This is a genomic window from Cupriavidus sp. H18C1 (genome assembly GCF_049311595.1).
GTDB lineage: Bacteria > Pseudomonadota > Gammaproteobacteria > Burkholderiales > Burkholderiaceae > Cupriavidus > Cupriavidus cauae.
Window position 1 is genome coordinate 1,238,861 of sequence record NZ_CP186009.1, and the last position, 18,322, is coordinate 1,257,182.

General features: G+C 68.4%; 16 protein-coding genes and 2 pseudogenes. 9 read left to right on the forward strand and 9 right to left on the reverse strand.

Translation table 11 applies throughout. The features are described from left to right. Positions 1–134 precede the first annotated feature (134 nt). Positions 135–2,543 carry a cytochrome P450/oxidoreductase gene (locus OJJOAM_RS21405; protein ID WP_422649756.1) on the reverse strand — a complete coding sequence of 803 codons (2,409 nt, stop codon included), beginning with the start codon at positions 2,541–2,543 and terminating at the stop codon, positions 135–137. 63 nt (positions 2,544–2,606) lie between these two features. Further along, the gene (locus OJJOAM_RS21410; protein ID WP_422649757.1) at positions 2,607–3,587 is read right to left on the reverse strand and encodes a Bug family tripartite tricarboxylate transporter substrate binding protein; all 981 of its coding nucleotides are present in this window, start codon (positions 3,585–3,587) and stop codon (positions 2,607–2,609) included. Positions 3,588–3,917: 330 nt separating this feature from the next. Between OJJOAM_RS21410 and OJJOAM_RS21415 the strand changes: the two genes are divergently transcribed. Continuing rightward, positions 3,918–4,661, forward strand: coding sequence for an IclR family transcriptional regulator (locus OJJOAM_RS21415; RefSeq protein ID WP_422649758.1), 744 nt, complete (start codon positions 3,918–3,920; stop codon positions 4,659–4,661). A gap of 159 nt (positions 4,662–4,820) precedes the next feature. Here the strand turns inward: OJJOAM_RS21415 and OJJOAM_RS21420 are convergent, their stop codons facing one another. After that, positions 4,821–5,171, reverse strand: coding sequence for a hypothetical protein (locus OJJOAM_RS21420; protein WP_422649759.1), 351 nt, complete (start codon positions 5,169–5,171; stop codon positions 4,821–4,823). A 160-nt stretch (positions 5,172–5,331) separates the two neighbouring features. Here OJJOAM_RS21420 and OJJOAM_RS21425 point away from each other — a divergent pair, with 160 nt between their 5' ends. Beyond that, entirely contained in the window at positions 5,332–5,874 is a 543-nt protein-coding gene (locus tag OJJOAM_RS21425; RefSeq protein WP_422649760.1) for an Lrp/AsnC family transcriptional regulator, read from the forward strand. 118 nt (positions 5,875–5,992) lie between these two features. Here OJJOAM_RS21425 and OJJOAM_RS21430 read toward each other — a convergent pair whose 3' ends face one another. Both OJJOAM_RS21430 and OJJOAM_RS21435 read right to left on the reverse strand, forming a co-directional pair. Further along, positions 5,993–6,337, reverse strand: a complete 345-nt coding sequence (locus OJJOAM_RS21430; protein WP_422649761.1) for a hypothetical protein — start codon at positions 6,335–6,337, stop codon at positions 5,993–5,995. A 210-nt stretch (positions 6,338–6,547) separates the two neighbouring features. After that, complete coding sequence (locus tag OJJOAM_RS21435; RefSeq protein ID WP_149316155.1) at positions 6,548–7,006, reverse strand: fumarate hydratase; 459 nt, start codon at positions 7,004–7,006, stop codon at positions 6,548–6,550. A gap of 308 nt (positions 7,007–7,314) precedes the next feature. Between OJJOAM_RS21435 and OJJOAM_RS21440 the strand changes: the two genes are divergently transcribed. Together OJJOAM_RS21440 and OJJOAM_RS21445 are read left to right on the forward strand one after the other, a co-directional pair. After that, positions 7,315–7,761: a VOC family protein gene (locus tag OJJOAM_RS21440; RefSeq protein WP_422649762.1), complete on the forward strand. Its 447-nt coding sequence runs from the start codon at positions 7,315–7,317 to the stop codon at positions 7,759–7,761. Positions 7,762–7,884: 123 nt separating this feature from the next. Further along, entirely contained in the window at positions 7,885–8,292 is a 408-nt protein-coding gene (locus tag OJJOAM_RS21445) for a VOC family protein (protein ID WP_149316152.1), read from the forward strand. Positions 8,293–8,423: 131 nt separating this feature from the next. Here the strand turns inward: OJJOAM_RS21445 and OJJOAM_RS21450 are convergent, their stop codons facing one another. Then, positions 8,424–9,365, reverse strand: a complete 942-nt coding sequence (locus OJJOAM_RS21450; protein WP_149316151.1) for a LysR family transcriptional regulator — start codon at positions 9,363–9,365, stop codon at positions 8,424–8,426. 258 nt (positions 9,366–9,623) lie between these two features. Between OJJOAM_RS21450 and OJJOAM_RS21455 the strand changes: the two are divergent. The 3 genes and pseudogenes from OJJOAM_RS21455 (at position 9,624) to OJJOAM_RS21465 (ending at position 13,258) form a co-directional block, all read left to right on the forward strand. Beyond that, positions 9,624–11,454: pseudogene (locus tag OJJOAM_RS21455) on the forward strand (gamma-glutamyltransferase family protein). A gap of 191 nt (positions 11,455–11,645) precedes the next feature. Beyond that, the gene (locus OJJOAM_RS21460) at positions 11,646–12,623 is read left to right on the forward strand and encodes a Bug family tripartite tricarboxylate transporter substrate binding protein (RefSeq protein WP_422649763.1); all 978 of its coding nucleotides are present in this window, start codon (positions 11,646–11,648) and stop codon (positions 12,621–12,623) included. A 143-nt stretch (positions 12,624–12,766) separates the two neighbouring features. Beyond that, positions 12,767–13,258 (forward strand): GAF domain-containing protein, encoded by a 492-nt coding sequence (locus OJJOAM_RS21465; protein ID WP_422651006.1) that lies wholly within the window; start codon positions 12,767–12,769, stop codon positions 13,256–13,258. A gap of 36 nt (positions 13,259–13,294) precedes the next feature. Here the strand turns inward: OJJOAM_RS21465 and OJJOAM_RS21470 are convergent, their stop codons facing one another. From OJJOAM_RS21470 to OJJOAM_RS21480, 3 genes and pseudogenes are all read right to left on the reverse strand, one after another. Continuing rightward, entirely contained in the window at positions 13,295–14,668 is a 1,374-nt protein-coding gene (locus tag OJJOAM_RS21470; RefSeq protein WP_422651007.1) for a DUF1254 domain-containing protein, read from the reverse strand. A gap of 8 nt (positions 14,669–14,676) precedes the next feature. Next, positions 14,677–15,387 carry a porin gene (locus OJJOAM_RS21475; protein ID WP_422649764.1) on the reverse strand — a complete coding sequence of 237 codons (711 nt, stop codon included), beginning with the start codon at positions 15,385–15,387 and terminating at the stop codon, positions 14,677–14,679. Between the two features lie 109 nt (positions 15,388–15,496). Continuing rightward, positions 15,497–15,877: pseudogene (locus OJJOAM_RS21480) on the reverse strand (porin); the annotation flags it as partial. A 202-nt stretch (positions 15,878–16,079) separates the two neighbouring features. Between OJJOAM_RS21480 and OJJOAM_RS21485 the strand changes: the two are divergent. Both OJJOAM_RS21485 and OJJOAM_RS21490 read left to right on the forward strand, forming a co-directional pair. Next, entirely contained in the window at positions 16,080–16,796 is a 717-nt protein-coding gene (locus OJJOAM_RS21485; RefSeq protein ID WP_422649765.1) for a TetR family transcriptional regulator, read from the forward strand. Between the two features lie 99 nt (positions 16,797–16,895). Further along, on the forward strand, positions 16,896–18,182 hold the full coding sequence (locus OJJOAM_RS21490) for an alkyl sulfatase dimerization domain-containing protein (RefSeq protein WP_422649766.1): 1,287 nt from the start codon (positions 16,896–16,898) through the stop codon (positions 18,180–18,182). Positions 18,183–18,322: the final 140 nt, after the last annotated feature.

Genomic DNA, 18,322 nt, shown 5'->3' on the forward strand with positions numbered 1-18,322 from the left:
CAGAGGGCGGCTGAACGCGCAGCCGAACGGACGGCTGACGCGGTGTCTGAACCGGCGGCTGACCCGGTGGTTGAACCGGCGGCTGACCCGGTGGTTGAACCGGCGGCTGAACGCCGCCGCCCCGCCGCGGCCCCTCAAAGTTCGAGCACGATCCGCTGCCCGCATCGGGCCCGCGAACAGCAGCTCATCATCTTGCCGTTCGCTTCCCGCTCGGCGCGCGTCAGCACCACGTCGCGGTGGTCGATCTCGCCCGCCAGCACGCGCACTTCGCAGGAGCCGCACAGTCCTTCCTCGCAATCGCTCTGCACGTCGATATTGGCGGCGCGCAGCGCGGCGAGCAGCGTCTGATCGGCCCGCACCGTGACGACGATGCCCGAGTCCTTGAGCTCGGCCTCGAAGGCCTGTTCCTTGCCCGGATCGAGCGCGCCCAGCGTCGAGGTGAAATGCTCGACCCGCAGCGCGTCCTCGGGCCAGCTCGCGCAACAGGCCGCCAGCGCGTCCAGCATCCGCGCCGGGCCGCAGGCGTAGATCTGCGTCGCGGAATCGGGCTGGCCGAGCAGCGCACCCAGGTCGGCGCGCGCGCCTTCGTCCCTGGCGTAGACATGCAGCCGCTCGCCATGCAGCGCCGCCAGCTCGTCGAGCAGCGCCATCGACGCGCGGCCGCGGCCGCAGTAGTGCAGCTGGTAGTCGATGCCGAGCTCCCTCGCGCGCCGCGCCATCGCGCTGATCGGCGTGATGCCGATGCCGCCGGCGATCAGGATCAGCCGGCGCGCGCTTTCGTCGAGCCGGAAATGATTGCGCGGACCGCGGATGCGCAGCCGGTCGCCGGCCTGCAGTTCGCGATGGATCCACGCCGAGCCGCCGCGGCTTTCGGTCTCGCGCAGCACCGCGATCTCGAAGGCGTGGGTATCGGCCGGATCGCCGCACAGCGAATACTGGCGCGACACCCCGGTATCGCCGCATTCGACGTCGATATGCGAACCGGGCGACCAGCGCGGCAGCGCCTTGCCATCGGGCGATATCAGCCGCAGCCGCACGATGTCTTCGGCCACGCGCGTCACGCGCTCGACCACCACGGTGCGGTTGATCGCATGGCTGGACGGCTCGCCGATCCGCACCGGCGTGCGCACCTGCAGCAGCGCGGGGTTGCGCCGTTCGGGGTTCTGGCTCGGGTCCCACTCGACCCACAGGTGCTCGGGGCCGCGGAACGAGGTGTTCGGCACGTAGGTGAACTTCTGCTCCGACAGCTTCATATGCGGCAGCCGGCGGGTGAATTCCTCGAGGAAGATCTGCATCTCCATCCGCGCCAGATTCTTGCCCATGCACTGGTGCGCGCCGTAGCCGAAGGTCAGCTGGTCGCTGGCATTGGCGCGGCGGATATCGAACAGGTCGGCGTCGGCGAAGTGGCGCTCGTCGTGGTTGGCCGACGAGGTCACGATCAGCAGCTTGGAGCCGGCCGGAATGTCGACGCCGCCGATCTGCACGTCGCGCGTGGCCAGGCGCCGCCAGGCCGCGACCGAGCCGTTATGCCGCAGGCATTCCTCGACCGCGTTCGGGATCAGGCTCGGGTCCTCGCACAGCTCGCGCCAGGCGTCGGGATGCTGCAGCAGCAGCTTGATCGCATTGGCGCTGGCGTTGGCGGTGGTCTCATGCGCGGCGACGATGCCGGCCATCATCATCGAATGCAGATAGGAGTCCGTGACGACGTCGGGATATTCCTTCTGCTTGCGGATGCCGTACTGCATCCAGCCCGGGCCCGACGGATCCTGCCGCATCTTGTCGAGGATGCGCCCGGCGAGCTGCCAGAAGTTGCCGACCGCGTGCGCGACTTCGACCTGCTCCTCCGGTTTTGGGCGACCCCAGGTGTTGACCGTATGGGCGATCGAATACTTGCGCAGCAGGTCCATGTCCTCCTCGGGCACGCCGAGGAAATGCAGCGCCACGGTCAGCGGCACCTCCCACAGGATCTGGTCGACCAGGTCGGCCTTGCCGTCGTCGATGAAGCGGTCGACGTATTCGCGCGTCAGACGGCGCACCATCGGCTCGTGGTGCTGCAGCTGTTCGGGCGTGAACGGCTCCATCAGCACGCGGCGGCGCGGCATGTGCGCGGGCTCGTCCTCGTTGACCAGCGTGCGGTTCATCGCGTAGCCGTAGGAGGCCAGCACCGCGTTGGCCTCGTCGCCGGTCGGCGTGATCTTCTCCAGGGCGATCGACGGGCTGAAGGTCAGGTTGTCGCGAAAGATCGCCTTGATGTCGTCGTAGCGGGTGACGACCCAATAGCCGAGCTTGGGACTGTAGAACACCGGCTCCTGCTCGCGCGCCCAGCGCACGTAGTCGGGCGGGTCCTGCTGGTAGCCGTCCTCGAACGGGTCGAAGTCCGCGGCGCGCGCGCTGACGGGGCAGCCCGTCGGGCTCAACAACGGCTGGGCAGCGGCGCCGCTGTCGGCAGGGGCCGGAGCAGGCGCCTGGGCATGCGTCTGGCCATGCGTTTGGCTGTGAAACGGGCATCCCTGCGCGCGAGCCGGTTCGGTGCGTTCGCTCATGATCGATCCTCTGCAACGGTTGGCGCGGCGGGCGGGTCCGCAAACCCGGCCCGCCCGCCGGGCTCATTCGAGCGTGATATTCAGGTCGCGGATCAGCTTGTGCCACAGCGCGGTCTCGCTGCGCAGCAGCGCGGCGAACTGCTCGGGCGTGCTGCCGACCGGCTCGACGCCGAAGTCGACCAGCTTGCGGTTGACCTCGGGGTGCTTGATCGCCGCGGCGACGCTGGTCTGCAGCCTGGCGATCACGTCGGGCGGCGTGCCGGCCGGCGCGACCATGCCGACCAGCGCGGCGGCCTCGACGCCCTGCAGGCCGATCTCGGCGAAGGTCGGCACATTGGGCAGCTGCGGCAGACGCGTGGCATTGGCGACCGCCAGCGGACGCAGCTTGCCGGCCTTCAGGAAGGCGGCGCCCGCGGCCAGGTCGGTCATCATCGCGGGCACCTGGCCGCCGACCACGTCGAGCAGCGCCGGCGCGGCGCCGCGATAGCCGATATGCACCATGCGCAGGCCGGCGCGTTCCTTCAGCAATTCCATCGCCAGATGGTGCGGGCTGCCGGCGCCGGCCGAGGCGTAGCTGACCTTGCCGGGCGCGGCCTCGACCTTGGCGAGGAAGTCGCGCGCGTCCTTGAACTCGGCGTTGGCGCCGACCACCAGGATCATCGGGAACTTGCCCAGCAGCGAGACCGGTGCGAGGTCGCGCGTCGGGTTGTAGCTCAGCGTCTTGTACAGCGCGGGGTTGAAGACCAGCGTGCCGTTGTCGGCCGACATCACGGTATAGCCGTCGTGCGGCGAGCGCGCGGTTTCCGCGGCGGCGATCGCGGTGTTGGCGCCGGGTTTGTTCTCGACCACGACCGGCTGGCCGATATTGGCGGACAGCTGCTGGCCGATGGTGCGGGCCAGAAAGTCCGAGCCGCCGCCGGCGGCATAGGGCACGATCCAGCGGATCGGCTTGCTGGGGAAGCTCTGGGCGGCGGCTTGCGGCGCCAGCGCCAGGGCGGTCAGCATCGTGCCGGCGACCGCCAGCATCGACGAGATCTTTCTCATTGTTTGTCTCCTCTGCGGGGGATGGGCGGCGCGCCGCCGAATCGTGATGGGACGGTGGTCCGTCCTCTTGTGGCCGCGGTCGCCCGATGGCGTCGATGGGATTACGTCAGGCGTAATGCGGTTATGCCAAAAGTAATTGGCGGCCGGACGGCTGTCAAGGGGAAAATTACGCTGTGCGTGCTAGCATTACGCCATACGTAATTTCGAACGCAGCAGGCACACAGGCGGGAGCCACGGACATGGCCAATCGGCGAACCGAATCGGAGGCAGGGGGAAGGCAACGGCGAGCGCGGTGGCGCCGGCGTACAGGCGCTCGAGACCGGTCTGTCGGTGCTGGACGCGCTGCTGGGCTCGCTCCATCCGATGCCGCTGAAAGCCGTCGCGCTGGCCGCCGGCATGCATCCGGCCAAGGCGCACCGCTACCTGGCCAGCTTCGTCAAATGCGGCTATGTCGAGCAGGACGACGCGGGGCGCTACAGCCTGGGGCGCAATGCGCTGCGGATGGGACTGGCGTGCCTTGCCCAGCTCGATCCGCTGCGGCTGGTGACGCCGGTGCTCGACGATCTGTGCGCGTCGACCGGCGAAACGGTGCTGGCGGCGGTGTGGGGCAACCACGGGCCGACCGTGGTGCAGTGGCGCGATTCGCTGCGGCCCGTCACGGTCAATGTGCGGCCGGGTTCGGTGATGCCGCTGCTGTCGTCGGCAACCGGCCGCGTGTTCACCGCCTTTCTCGATCCGGCCGTCACGGCGCCGCTGCTCGAGGCCGAACTGAAGGCGCGCGCGGCGCTGCAGCCGCCGCGCTTTCCGCGCGACGCGGCCGAGGTGACGAAGCTGCGCGAGCAGGTGCAAGCCAGCATGATCGGCAGCGTCCATGGCGATCTGCTGGCCGGCGTCGATTCGGTCAGCACGCCGGTGTTCGATCGGGACGGAAGGATCGTGCTCGCGATCACGGCGCTGGGCAATGCGGCCACCTTCGACGGCCGGCGCGACGGGCCCGTCGCGGCGGCCATCAAGGCGGCCGCGGCCGATCTGTCGCAGCGGCTCGGCCACGGCTTGCTGGCCGAGCCGGCCTGATCGCTCGGTCCTGAAGGCAGCGGACTGAAGGCGGGGACCTGAAGGCGGCCAACCCAAGGCGGCCAACCCAAGGCGGCGAACTCAAGGCGGCGAACTCAAGCCGGCGGACTCGAGGCGGCGGACTCGAGGCGGGGCCTGAAAGCGGGGACTGAAGGCCGGTCAGTGGACCGGCGCGGCGACCGGGGAGGCCGCGGTCGCGGTATCGCGGCGCCGGGCGGCCGTCGGCTCCGGCTGTCCCAGGGATTCCTCGACGACCGCGACTTCGCGCACATCGACGCCGTTTTCCAGGCGCTTGACCAGCAGCGAGAACAGCGCCGGCTCCTCCGCCGTCACCGACAAACGCAGCCATTGACCGGCGCCGGGCAGGGCGCTGGGCACCAGCGTCATCGCGGCCAGCCCCAGGCCGGTGCGGCGCGCCGTCGCCAACGTCCACTCGATCGCGCCGATCAGATCGTGCTGGTCGAGCAGCAGGGCGAGTTGCAGGGCGGGGGTGGAGGCTTGGGCGGACATGACGGCAACCGGTGGCAGTGAAGATGTAGTGAATTTACCAGTCCGTCCGCAGAATGTGCTTCTTAATATTCTGCTGTGCTGACTCAGATCAGAATGAATCGGCTAGTATTGGTCAGTGATGTAGAGAAATCTTCTTTTCTAACCGACTTGACCGATTCCGATGGCCGATCCGACGAACCCCGCGACCACTCCTACGGCGGCTGCCACGACGAGTCCCGCTCCCCGGTCCGCCACCAGGCTGTCCCCGAAGCTCGACGAAACCGACCGCCGCATCCTGCGCGCGCTGCGCCGGGACGGCCGGCTTTCCAATCTGAAGCTGGCCGAGCAGGTCGGCCTGTCCCCGACGCCATGCTGGAACCGCGTGCGCGCGCTGGAAGAGGCCGGCGTGATCCAGGGCTATACCGCCTTGCTGAACCAGAAGGCGCTGGGCCTGCCCGACACCGTGCTGATCGAGGTCACGCTGGAGCGGCACGACGACGACATGCTCGATCGCTTCGGCCGCGCGCTGGCGCAACTGCCCGAGGTCATGGAGGCGTACCTGCTGACCGGCGAGTATGACTATCTGATCAAGGTGGCGGTGGCGGGCACCGAAGGCTACGAGGAGTTCCTGCGCCACAAGCTGTACAAGTTGCCCGGGCTGCGGCACAGCCGCTCCACCTTCGTGCTGCGTTGCATGAAGCGCGAGCCGTCGGTGGAACCCTGAGCCACCTTGAAGGGACCCTAAGCGAACCTCGAGCCAACTCTTGGGAAACCGTGAAGCAACCGTGAAGCAACCGTGACGCAATCGTAAGCGCTGCGTTTCGCGCGTTTTCGCCTTCCGCTTACTCCACCACTTCGAGCTGGAACTCGCCGGTCGGCCCGTCGTACCCGATGCGCAGCCGCGCGCCGTTATGGCGGCAGGACTTGGCCACGCTGCGCAGTTCCGCCTGGCGTTCGCCGCGGCGCAGATGCGAGCGCGCCTTCGTGCTGATTTCGCTGGGGCCGCAATCGTCGTTGCGGCATTGATAGCGCATCCATTGCCCATAGGAGCGCGGGCGCGCCGATGCTTCCGTGATGGTTGTGCACAGCGGACAACGTTGCAGGGCTTCCTTCATTGCCATTCCCATTCGGTGTCGTTTGCGCGGGGCATCGCGCGAGCGAGCGGCAAAAGCGCCGCCAAGGCTCACTGCGATGAGCGCAAGCGATTTACGCAAAGTGATTTAACGCAAGAAAGTGATGCCGGAAGAAAGCAGATTATCGGCACATCGGGCCGGCCTTGGCTACCCCCAAATCGGTAGCCCCCTCGGCGGGGAGGGTCGGCACCGCGCGACCGGACGATCGCCGCGGTGCCGTGATGCAGCCCTCGAACGAGGGCATGGCAGCAGGATCGGCGGCGCTCAGGCAGCCTTGGCGACGACGCCGGCAGCCGGCTTCGTCTTTGCAGCGGCCTTCGGTGCGGCCTTTTTCGGTGCCTTGACGACCTTGGCGGCGGGCTTGGCGGCCTTCGGAGCAGCAGCCTTCGGTGCGGCGGCCTTCTTCGGCGCGGCGGTCTTGGCGCCGGCCGGCTTCTTCGCCGACTTGGCGGCCTTCGCTGCCTTCGCCTTTTCCTTCTGCGCGGCCAGCTTGTCCTTGGCGGCCTGCTTCTCGGCCTGCAGTGCCAGCTTGGCGGCGGCGACAGCCTGCGCGACTTCGCGCTTGGCGGCGTCGATCGCCTTCTTCGTGTCGGCGCGCAGCTTCAGCAGGCGCTTCTTCGCGGCTTGGGCTTCGCGTGCCAGCACGCTGGCCTTCTTGGTCGGTGCCGCCGGCTTGGCGGACTTCACTGCGCGCGGCGCGCTTTTCTTGTTGGCAACGGCCATTGTTCGATATACCCGAAATGTGGTTTATGGAGCGCGGAGTATAACCGGTCACACGTCTACGAAGAAACGTTCTCGTCGCATCGTGTGGCGCTTTTGCGCGCGATGCGATCGTCTATGCTGCCTAGGGGATTTGCCGCGCGGCGCCCGCCGTTCGCTGCGCGTGGCGATCCGGTTTCAAATCGGTGACGTCGAAGCGGTGATTTCGGCACCGACGATTTCGGCACCGACGATTTCGGCACCGACGAATTCGGCACCGATGATTTTCGAACCGATGATGCGGCGATGCCGCCGCGCAAGGAGCGATTGAGATGACCGATACCCATTCCGGCGCCGCCGGCAGCACGGGCAGTACCGCCATTCCGTGCCTGCGTTATCGCGATGCGCCGTCCGCCATTGCTTGGCTGTGCGATACCTTCGGTTTCACGCGGCATCTGGTGGTCGAGAACGACGACGGCACCATCGCGCACGCGCAACTCAATTACGGCAAGGGCATGGTGATGCTGGGCTCGGTGCTCGATTCGCCGTATGGCAAGCTGATGCGCCAGCCCGACGAAGTCGGCGGCGGACAGACCCAGAGTATTTATTTAGTGATGCCCGATCCCGACGCGGTATTCGCGCGGGCCAAGGCGGCGGGCGCGCAGATCGTGCTCGAGTTGAAGGACCAGGATTATGGCGGCCGCGATTTCAGCTGCTTCGATCTCGAAGGCCATCTGTGGACGATCGGCAGTTATGATCCGTGGGCCAGTACGTCGTAGGCGCGGACGATTGAATCGGGCGGGGTTCCGGATCCGGAATCCGGTTCCGGAACCCGTTCCATTACCTTCTGCGCCATTTTTGACGCCATTTTCAGAACCATTTCAAAACCAGGAGACACCTCGATGGCGACCCAGATTTTCGTCAACCTGCCCGTCAAGGACCTCGACCGCTCGGTCGATTTTTTTACGCGGCTCGGCTATCGCTTCGATCCGAAATTCACCGACCGCAATGCCACCTGCATGATCGTGTCCGACCAGATCTACGTGATGCTGCTGGTCGAGGACTTCTTCAAAACCTTCACCGGCAAGGCGATCTGCGATACCGGCAGCAGCACCGAAGTCATTCTGGCGCTGTCGATGGACAGCCGTGCCGCGGTCGACGACATGGTGTCGAAGGCGGTCGCGGCCGGCGCGCGCACGCCGAACGAGCCGAAGGACTACGGCTTCATGTACCAGCACGGCTATGAAGACCTCGACGGCCATCTGTGGGAGGTGTTCTACATGCAGCCGGAGGCGGCGCAGCAGTCGTAGTCGTCAGCACGTCGTTCCCGCGAGAGCGGGAATTCCAGCGTCCCGGAAAGCGACCGGGCTCCCGCTTTCGCGGGGACGACAGGCCCTGACAGACGGCAATGCTGCGTGGGCGATGACCGTGGGCGACCGCTTCAACCGCTCGCCGCCTGCAGCGCCGTCACCAGCGCCATCAGCGGCCCGCTGTGCTGCGCGCGGCGAAGCCACATCGCCTCGACCGGCGGCAGGTCCCAGCGCAAGGCATGGGGCAGCAGCGCGGCACCGCCACCATTGGCCAGTTCCACCGCAACCGCGCGCGGCACGATCGTGATCGCGCGCGGTTGCGTGCGCAGCAGCGTGGCGATGGTCTTGATCGAATAGGTTTCCACCAGCGGCAGCGGCGGCGCCACGCCCGCGGTCGCGAACATCGTATTGATGGTGCGGCGGGTCGGCGTCTGCGGCGGCGGCATGATCCAGTCCAGCGTGGCCAGCCGCGCCCAGTCGAGCGCGCCGCGCGAGAGCCGCGCCGCGGCGCGCGTCGGCACCACCAGCGTCGGCTCCTCGCGATACAGCGGCACCTGCACGATGTCTTCCCCCGCGGCATAGAACGAGCGCGCGATCACGCAGTCGACCTCGTGCGCGCGCAGGGCGCCGACCAGTTCGTCGGTGGTCCCCTCGCGCACCAGCACCGCGATGCGCGGCTGCTGGCTCAGCGCATGCGAGCAGGCCGCGTCCAGCACCGCCGGCGCGATGAACGGAATCACGCCGATGCGCAGCCGCCCGCCGAGTCCCGCATCGAGTACCGCCAGTTCGTCGCCGAGCGCCCGCGCGTCGGCCAGGGCCAGCCGCGCATACGCCAGCACCGCGGCACCGGTCTCGGTGGCCTCCAGTCCCGCGCGCGACCGGTGGAACAGCGGCGTCAGGAAGATTTCCTCGATCTCGCGCAGCGCCTTGGTCACCGCCGGCTGGCTCAGGTTCAGCTCGGCGGCCGCGCGCGACAGCGAGCGATGCCGCTCCAATGCCAACAGCAACGACAGCTGCTTCAGGCGCAGGCGGGATATCAGGTTGTGCTGCAGGCGGTCGGCGAAGGCGGGCATGGGAAAGGGACGAAGGAAGCGGCGAAGGACGGCGAAGGGCGGGTTTCCGGGAGTCGCGCGATCAGTCGCGCAGCCGGTCGAGAAACCGGTCACGCAGCCGGTCATGCAGCCGGTCACGCGCCAGTTTGTATAACCAATCTGGAATGGAAGAATAAAGCAATCGTGCGTTCTGGTTATTCGATCTTCCTATACTTGCTCCATCGCTTGCCCCATCCCTTGCCCCCATCCCACCCACTCAGATCGCCTTCGGAAACCAGCATGTTCACCACCCGCCCGGAAATCGTCGGTACCTTCGGCGTCGTCTCGTCGACCCACTGGCTCGCCTCGCAGACCGCGATGGGCGTGCTCGAGCGCGGAGGCAATGCCTTCGACGCGGCGGTGGCCGGCGGGTTTGTGCTGCAGGTGGTCGAGCCGCACCTGAACGGCCCCGGGGGCGAAGCGCCGATCCTGCTGTGGAGCGAACGCGAGCGCGCGGTGCGCTCGATCTGCGGCCAGGGTCCCGCGCCCGCGCTGGCCGACCCGGCCGCGATGCGCGCGATGGGACTGGAACTGATGCCCGGCATCGGCCTGCTGCCCGCCACCGTGCCCGGCGCGTTCGGGGCCTGGCTGACGATGCTGCGCGACTACGGCACGTGGTCGCTGGCCGAGGTGCTGGCGCCGGCGATCGCCTATGCGCGCGACGGCTTTCCGCTGGTGCCGCGCATTTCGCAGGCGATTCTGGCGGTGCGCGAACTGTTCCAGCGCGAATGGCGCGATTCGGCCGAGGTGTGGCTGGTCGATGGCCGCGTGCCGTCACCCGGCTCGCTGCATGCCACGCCCGCGCTGGCGCGCACCTACCAGCGCATCGTCGAAGAGGCGCAGGCGGCCGGCGCCACGCGCGAGAAGCAGATCGATGCCGCGCTGGACTGCTGGTACCGCGGCTTCGTCGCGCGCGAGATCGATACCTATTGCCGCACGCAGGAAGTGCGCGACACCACCGGCGAGCGCCACCGCGGCCTGCTGCGCTACGAGGACATGGCGTGCTGGCAGCCAGAGGTCGAAGCGCCGCTGACGCTCGACTTCGGCCGCTACACGGTCGCCAAGTGCGGCATCTGGAGCCAGGGCCCCGCCTTCCTGCAGCAGCTCGGCATGCTGCGGCACGCCGGATTGGAGGCGCACGAACCGACGTCGCCGGGCTTCGTCCACCGGATCGCCGAAGCGGCCAAGCTGGCGATGGCCGACCGCCTCGCCTGGTACGGCGATCCCAGATTTGCCGACGTGCCGGCGCAGGGCCTGCTCGATGCCGACTATCTGCGCTCGCGCGCGCAGCTGATCGGCGCGCAGGCCTCGCGCGAGATGCGGGCCGGCACCATCGACGGTCGCGCGCCCCGCCTGCCCGATCTCGACGCGGCCGAGCGCACGCTGGCCAGCGCCGATACGCGCTTCGGCGTCGGCGAGCCGACCTTCGCCGCACTGCCGCCGGTGCAGCAATGGGCCGAGAAGGAGATCTTCGTCGGCGACACCTGCCATCTCGACGTGATCGACCGCGACGGCAATATGGTCGCGGCGACGCCGTCCGGCGGCTGGTTGTCGTCCAGCCCGGCCATTCCGGCGCTGGGCTTCGCGCTCAATACGCGCCTGCAGATGACCTGGCTCGAGCCCGGCCTGCCCAATTCGCTGGCGCCGGGCAAGCGGCCCTGCACCACGCTGTCGCCGTCGCTGGCCTTGCGCGACGGCGAGCCCTATATGGTGTTCGGCACGCCGGGCGGCGACCAGCAGGACCAATGGTCGCTGGCCTTCTTCATGCGCCACGCGGTGCACGGCATGAACCTGCAGCAGGCGATCGACGCGCCGGCCTGGCACATCGACCATTTCCCCCGGCTCGTTCTGGCCGCGCCAGACCGTGCTGAACCGGCTCAGCATCGAATCGCGCTTCCCGCAGGCGACGCTGGACGCGCTGCGCGAGGCCGGCCATGAGCTGCGCATCGGCGAGCCGTGGTCGGAGGGACGGATGTCGGCGTGCTCGCGCGAGCGCGACGGCAAGGGCCGGCTGGTGCTGCGCGCCGGTGCGAATCCGCGTGGCATGCAGGGCTATGCGGTGGGACGCTGAGAGCGGGGGATGCCGCGGCATGGCCGGTGCGGGCGCCGATATGTCACGGCACGATGGAACGGCAGAGCGCCAGGCCAGCAGACCGACAGAACGACAGAACGACAGAACGATAGAACGATAGAACGATAGAACGATAGAACGACAGACCGGCCGCGCGGTGCGTCCGGCATGACAAACGGGGGAAAACGACCATGAAGACGACGATTCGAAGCTGGCTGCGCGGGGTGGCCGCGCTGGCGCTGTGCTGCGCCGCAGGCGCCGCGGTGGCGCAGGACTATCCGACCAAGCCGATCACGCTGGTAGTGCCGTGGGCGCCGGGCGGTTCGACCGATATCCTGGCGCGGGTGCTGTCCGAGCGCCTGACGCGCTCGCTGGGGCAGCCGGTGATCGTCGACAACAAGCCGGGCGCATCGGGCAATATCGGCTCGGCCATGGTCGCGCGCGCCAAGCCGGACGGCTATACGCTGCTGATCGGCTCGATGAGCACGCATGCGATGAACCCGGCGCTGATGCCGAACATGCCGTTCCGCGGCGTCGAGGATTTCACGCCGCTCGGCTTGCTGGCCTACGTCACCAACACGATGGTGGTCCACCCGTCGGTGCCGGCCAACAACGTCAAGGAACTGATCGCCTACGCGCGCGCCAATCCCGGCAAGCTGGCCTACGCCAGCGCCGGTCCAGGTTCGACCAACCATCTGAGCGCGGTGCTGTTCGAGAAGATGGCCGGCGTGGAGATGCTGCACGTGCCGTACAAGGGCGGGGCGCCCGCGGTGGTCGACACGGTTGCGGGCCAGACCCAGCTGCTGTTCTCGGCCGGCACGCAGACGCTGCCGCACGTCAAGGCCAACAAGCTGAAGCTGCTGGCCGTCACCGAGGCCAGGCGCTCGCCGCTGCTGCCCAATGTGCCGACCGTCGCCGAGACCGTGCCGGGCTACGAGCTGGCGGTCTGGTATGGCGCCTTCGGTCCGGCCGGCATGCCGCCGGCGCTGGTGACGCGCCTGAATGCCGAGATCAACAAGGTGATGCAGCTGCCCGAGGTCAAGGCCAAGATGGACGCGATCGGCGTGGAGACGACCACGTCGACGCCGCAGCAGTTCGGCCAGGTGCTGCGGCGCGACGCCGATCGCTATGGCAAGCTGATCCGCGATCTGAAGATCAGCGCGGAATGAGCGTGAGCGAAGCATCGAAGACGCGGGGCACCGCGTTGGCGGCGCTCACGGCGCTCGCGGCGCTGCGGCCGCGATTGTCCGGGCCGCAGGCGGCTGCGCTGGAGGCCGCGCTTGCGGTCGTGCATGAGCCCGTGCATGAGGCCATGCATGAGTCCGCGCCTGGCCAACCGGAACACGCCGTTGCCCTGTTCGACGCGGTCGGGGACGCCACGCTGGCGCTGCTCGGCCCCGGCCTGCTGACAATCAACCTGTGGCGCCCCGATACCCGCGAAGTGGTGCGCCAATGGTCCAGCGATCCCGTCGCCTATCCGGTCGGCGGCAGCAAGCGCAAGGGCGATACGCCCTGGACGCGGCAGCTGCTGGAGCGCACCGAAGTCTTCGTCGGCGAAGGCGACGCGGCGCTGGCCGAGGTGTTCGACGATATCGCAACGATCCGCGCGCTCGGGCTGAGGGCAGTGGTCAATGTACCGATCGGCGAGCGGGGTCGCTGCATCGGCACGTTCAACTACCTCAGCCCGAGGTCGGCGTGGCAGGCCGACGAGGTCGAGACGCTGCGCCGGCTCGCCGATCTGGCCGCGCCGGCCGTGGCGCAATGCCACGCGCGTCAGGGAGAGCCCGCGCGGGACGCGGGCTAGTCTCGATCGGCAAGCTCAGCCGGCGCGCGACGCGGGTCAGGTCTCGATCGGTTCCGGCGCCGGCTGCTCGAAGCGCCGCGACAGCAGCGCCTCGCGCGGATGGTAATAGCGCAGGGTCAGCGAGAAGCGGCCGGCGGGCGCCGGCAGCCAGTTGGCCTCGCGTGCCGGCTCGGGCCGCGCATGCTGCAGCCACAGGTCGATGCTGCCATCGGCGTTGACTTGCAGGCCCGGCGTGCGGTCGCCGATGGTATAGCGGCCGATCGGGTTCTCGGTGAAGAAGCGCCGGCCGTCCGGCGCGAACTCGTACATCGACAGCGACCAGAACGCGTCGACCGGCATTGCCGGCGGGATATGGAGCCGGTAGGCCCGCGCACCGTCCAGCCGTTCGCCCGCGGCATCGTTGACGCAGGTGGCGTAGATCGCCTCGGCGCGTTCCAGCGCGCCCAGGCCGATCAGCGACACATGGGCGCGGTAGGTGTAGTCCTTGCCGAAATTGCCCAGATGGTCCGGTCCCGATTGCCACGGACCCGACTCGCTGCCATTGCCGAAGCCCGGCGTGCGCGCCAGTTCCTTGCGCAGCGCCGGCAGCAGCGCGCGCCAGGCCTGCTGGATCGGCGTCGGCAGGTCGCCGTAGGCATGGCGATGCCCGGGGCGGATGCCGACTTCGGCAAAACTCGCCACCAGCGCGCGTTCATCGTCCGGCACCGGATTGCGGCCCAGCACCTCATTGACCAGATCCAGATAGCGGGCCGGATCGGCCTCGTCGGGCACGGTCTCCAGCAGGCCGCCGCCGCCGGTGTCTTGCGGTCCTTCTTGCGGTCCTTCTTGCGGTCCTTCTTGCGATCCAACTCGCGTTCCAACTCGCGATCCCACCGGCTCAAGCCGGATCGCATCCTGCAACGCATGCACCGCCTGCAGGTCGTGCTCGCCATCGACCAGCAGCCGCCCCAACAGCCAGACATCGTTGCTGGGACAGCGGATCAGCCGCGCGCCGGCCGGCGCGTCGCCGGACCAATCCGGTCCCGCCAGCAGGAACTCCGCGGCCTGCGAGCCGGTGGTGCGATTGCCGATGCAGGCGAAGTTGTTGGTGAAGATGTCCAGCAGCGCGATGCTGTAGTAGCGCTCGCCCATGTCCGGCAGCCGCAGCAGCATCGGTCCGCCGTGCAACGCCAGGTACGACAGCGAATACAGCGTGTCGTTGTTGGGCTGCGTCACGGTGCGAGCGCGATGGTCCAGCAGCCGGCGGTAATGCAGCAGGCCGTTGACGGGCACGCGGTTGCGGTTCTGCGGATTCTGCGTGATCTGCCAGCGGACCTGCGCGAGATCGTGCACCGGGAAGGTATAGATGAAGGCCTCGCGCAGGCGCGCGGCGAGGGCGGGATCGGTCGTGGTGTTGTCCATGGCTTGCATCTTGGCTCCTAGAAGATGGTGCGGATGCCCAGCGAGATGCCGAGTTGTCCCTTGGCGTCGGGCCGCTTGTAATAGACCTGCGAGGTGGCCGGCGCGTAGCCGACCGACTGGCCGTTGGGCAGATAGCCGATGTTGTCCCAGTTCAGCGAGGCATTGCGCGCGTACATCACGCCGGCGAACACATCGGTGCGCTTGGTCAGGCGATAGTCGGCCAGCGCCAGGTATTGCTGCGGATTGACCGGATTGACGCTGGCGCCGCCGATGTCGGCCCGCTTGATGTCGTCGTAGTAGTAGGCCAGGCTCAGGCGCAGCGCGGGCGTGGTCTGCCAGTGCACGCCGGCCCAGTACATGTCGTCGCGGTGCGGCAGCAGCGTCGGCGCGCCCTCGCCGGGCGCCACCGAGTTGCCCCAGCGGTAGCCGGCGACGAACTTGAACGCGCCGATCTCGTAGCTGCCGGCCAGGAAGGCGCGCATGTCGCGGCCGTAGTCGCTGGAGCCGGAGGCGCCGGACGCCTGCGCGGCATTGAGCGTCTTGACCTCGTCGTAGGCCGCCGCCACGCCGAAGCCGTTGGTGTAGTACGACACGCCGATGCCGTAGGCCGAGCCGGCCGCCAGGCTGCCGGTGCGTTCGCCGAACGACCAGTGCGTGTGCAGCGACAGGGGACCGAACTTGCCGTGGTACTGCACCATGTTGTTCTCGCGGAAGTTCGGTCCCGCCATGCCGACCACCGGCTCGAACTCGGGGGGCGTAGGCCACCGGCGTGAAGCTGCCCAGCGCCAGGAACGACGAGGTGTACTGCCGGCCGAAGGTGATGCGGCCCAGCTCGTTCTTCAGGCCGACGAAGGCCTGGCGGCCGAAGATCGCGTTCTGCCCCATTTGCCCGTTGTCGGTGTTGAACTGGTTCTCCAGCACGAACAGCGCCTGCACGCCGCCACCGAGCTCCTCGGTGCCGCGCAGGCCGAAGCGCGACTGCGCGATACCCGACGAATTGAGCATCGTGCGCGAGCCGCTGCCCGGGGCCAGCACTCCGCCGCTGACGTTCTGCGAGTTGTTGACGTACTGCAGGCTGGCGGTGACCACGCCATACAAGGTCACCGACGATTGCGCATGCGCGCCCTGCGCCATCAGGCCGGCGGCCGCCGCCGTGATCCACCATCCCTTCATGCCGTGTCTCCTCCGTGTCTTGCGATGTTCTTCGTCGCCCGCCATCGTTTAATACGTCGTATTACGCGGGTCCGGAACACCATAGCGCCGCATGGCGATTCGAAAATCTGGGGATTACCCCGAGGCGCACGTTCGCGTCATGAGGACGCCCGATTTCTCGGGTTAATCCCTAGTATTAGAACGACGCGACGCGTCTATGCTGACAGCGAACCTCGCGATGGTCGCGGGGACATTGCGGATCGCACGCATGAAGCTCAAACAGATTCGCTCGGTGATCGGCGAGGACACCGAGACGGCGGGACGGCGCAAGGTGGCGGCGCCGGTTGCCGAGGAAGAGGCCGCGGTGCCCGGCACCGCTGCGAGGATGCTGGAGATCGCCGAGCGCCTGTTCGCCGAACATGGCGTCGAGCAGGTGCCGCTGCGGCAGATCGTGATCGAGAGCGGCCAGCGCAACCGCTCGGCGCTGCACTACCACTTCGGCTCGCGCGAGGCGCTGGTCAGCCATCTGCTGAACCGGCGGCTGCACCAGATCAACGTGATTCGCCATCGCTATCTGGACCGGCTGGCCGCCGAGGGCCGCGATAACGATCTGCACGCGGTGGTCGAGTGCACCATCCTGCCGCTGGCCGACACGGTGCGCGATACCGACTGGGGCCGCCGCTATCTGCAGGTGCTGGCGCAGACCACCTTCAGTCCCAATCTGCTGAAGAAGGGGCTGGTCGAACGCGACGCGGTCTCCGCGCTGGTGCGCGTGCGCAAGCTGGTGTTCGCGCTGTGCCCCGGGATACCCCGCGAGGTCATGAACCTGCGGCTGACCTGGTTCAACGACACCGTGGTCTATTCGCTGGCGCACTGGTATCGCGACCAGGGCCGCCGCGGCGGCGAGCCGCCGCTGGCCGAGCTGATCGACTGCTGCGCGGCCAGCCTGAGCGCGCCAGTCAGCTCCCGCGACAGCCGGCGCTAGCCGTCCTACCGGTCATTTTTCCCTCGCGTTGCCCACGATGACGCTCCCCGGCGGAGCGGGGCGGCGCTCGTCCTTCGTTCTGTCACAGGAGTCGTTCGCATGCAGGAATTCGAAGCGCGCCCCGCCGCGCTGGCCACCGGCGACGGGGTCGAGGCCGTCGCCCCCGGTGTCTGGAAGCTGCACGGCCAAGGCCAGTCCTTCGTCGCGCAGATCACCACGCAGACCGCCACGCAGTCCGGTGCCGCCGATGGCGATGCGCTGCTGCTGGTCGATGCCGGTCCCGGCGGCGCCATCACGCGCGGCATGATCGACGCGCTGCGCAGCGTGACCCCGTTGCCGATCGCCGCCATCGTCTTCAGCCACGGCCACCTCGGCTACAACAGCGGCTTGCCGCTGTGGCTGGCGCATTGCGCCGAACGCGGCGACCCCGCGCCGCGCGTGATCGCCCATGCCAACGTGCTGCCGCGTCAGGCACGCTACCGCGCCACCATGCCGCTGCAGGAGGCGCTGGCCGAGGTGCAGTTCCGCCAGCCGCGCGGACGCCTGGCGGGCAAGCTGAGCCAGCACGCGCCCACCGAGACGTTCGCGCAGGGGCTGACCGTCGGCACCGGCGCGCGCCGCGCCGAGCTGCTGTGGGCGCCATCGGAGACCGACGACGCGGTCGCGGTCTGGCTGCCCGAATCGCGCATCCTGTACGGCGGCCCGGCCGTGATCGATTCGATCCCGAACATCGGCACGCCGCTGCGCACGCTGCGCGATGCGCCGCGCTGGGCCCGTACGCTGGAGAACCTGGCCGCGCTCGAACCGGAGCGCGTGGTGCGCGAGTTCGGCGCCGACCTGTGCGGTGCGCAGGCGGTCGAGGTGCTGCGCCACACCGCGGGCGCGCTGCACTGGCTGCACGACGAGGTGATCCGGCTGATCAACCAGGGCATGGACGAGCGCGAGATGCTGGCCGCGCTGCGCTATCCCGAGGAACTGTTCGGCAAGCCATGGATGCGGCCGAGCTACGGCGATCCCAGCTATATCGCGCGCGACATCTACCGCGCGGAAAACGGCTGGTGGGACCGCAACGCGACCTCGCTGCATCCGGCGCCACCGGAGCAGGCCGCCGCGCAGATCGCCGAGGCGGTCAGCGACCACGACGCGCTGATCCGCCATGCGCGGGCGCTCGCCGACAAGGGCGAGATCCAGCTGGCCCTGCACGTGATCGACGTGCTCGCCGGCGCGCCGGGCGATGCGCCGACGTTGCGGCAGGCGCGCGAACTGAAGGCGGGATGGCTGCGCCAGCGCTCGCGCCAGGTGGCCAGCTATGTATCGCGCAGTCTCTATCAGGCCTGCGCCGACAGCATCGAACGCGGTGAGCGCCACCCGTTCAGCCAACGATAAGGAGGGACCGGACGATGTCGATCGACAGGAAGAGCGCCTGCGAGCGCGCGTACGAGAGCGGGGACAAGGGGGGCGTACAAGAGGGCGGACAAGAGCGCGGACAAGAGGGCGAACGGTAGCGCCAGTGCATTCGCGTCGCC

Coding starts and splice junctions, on each gene's coding strand:
- OJJOAM_RS21465 (WP_422651006.1), top strand. CDS start 12,767: ATGCATGAGTCCGCGCCTGGCCAACCGGAACACGCCGTTGCCCTGTTC.
- OJJOAM_RS21490 (WP_422649766.1), top strand. CDS start 16,896: ATGCAGGAATTCGAAGCGCGCCCCGCCGCGCTGGCCACCGGCGACGGG.
- OJJOAM_RS21425 (WP_422649760.1), top strand. CDS start 5,332: ATGGCCGATCCGACGAACCCCGCGACCACTCCTACGGCGGCTGCCACG.
- OJJOAM_RS21420 (WP_422649759.1), bottom strand. CDS start 5,171: ATGTCCGCCCAAGCCTCCACCCCCGCCCTGCAACTCGCCCTGCTGCTC.
- OJJOAM_RS21435 (WP_149316155.1), bottom strand. CDS start 7,006: ATGGCCGTTGCCAACAAGAAAAGCGCGCCGCGCGCAGTGAAGTCCGCC.
- OJJOAM_RS21475 (WP_422649764.1), bottom strand. CDS start 15,387: ATGGCGGGACCGAACTTCCGCGAGAACAACATGGTGCAGTACCACGGC.
- OJJOAM_RS21410 (WP_422649757.1), bottom strand. CDS start 3,587: ATGAGAAAGATCTCGTCGATGCTGGCGGTCGCCGGCACGATGCTGACC.
- OJJOAM_RS21440 (WP_422649762.1), top strand. CDS start 7,315: ATGACCGATACCCATTCCGGCGCCGCCGGCAGCACGGGCAGTACCGCC.
- OJJOAM_RS21450 (WP_149316151.1), bottom strand. CDS start 9,365: ATGCCCGCCTTCGCCGACCGCCTGCAGCACAACCTGATATCCCGCCTG.
- OJJOAM_RS21460 (WP_422649763.1), top strand. CDS start 11,646: ATGAAGACGACGATTCGAAGCTGGCTGCGCGGGGTGGCCGCGCTGGCG.
- OJJOAM_RS21485 (WP_422649765.1), top strand. CDS start 16,080: ATGAAGCTCAAACAGATTCGCTCGGTGATCGGCGAGGACACCGAGACG.
- OJJOAM_RS21405 (WP_422649756.1), bottom strand. CDS start 2,543: ATGAGCGAACGCACCGAACCGGCTCGCGCGCAGGGATGCCCGTTTCAC.
- OJJOAM_RS21445 (WP_149316152.1), top strand. CDS start 7,885: ATGGCGACCCAGATTTTCGTCAACCTGCCCGTCAAGGACCTCGACCGC.
- OJJOAM_RS21470 (WP_422651007.1), bottom strand. CDS start 14,668: ATGCAAGCCATGGACAACACCACGACCGATCCCGCCCTCGCCGCGCGC.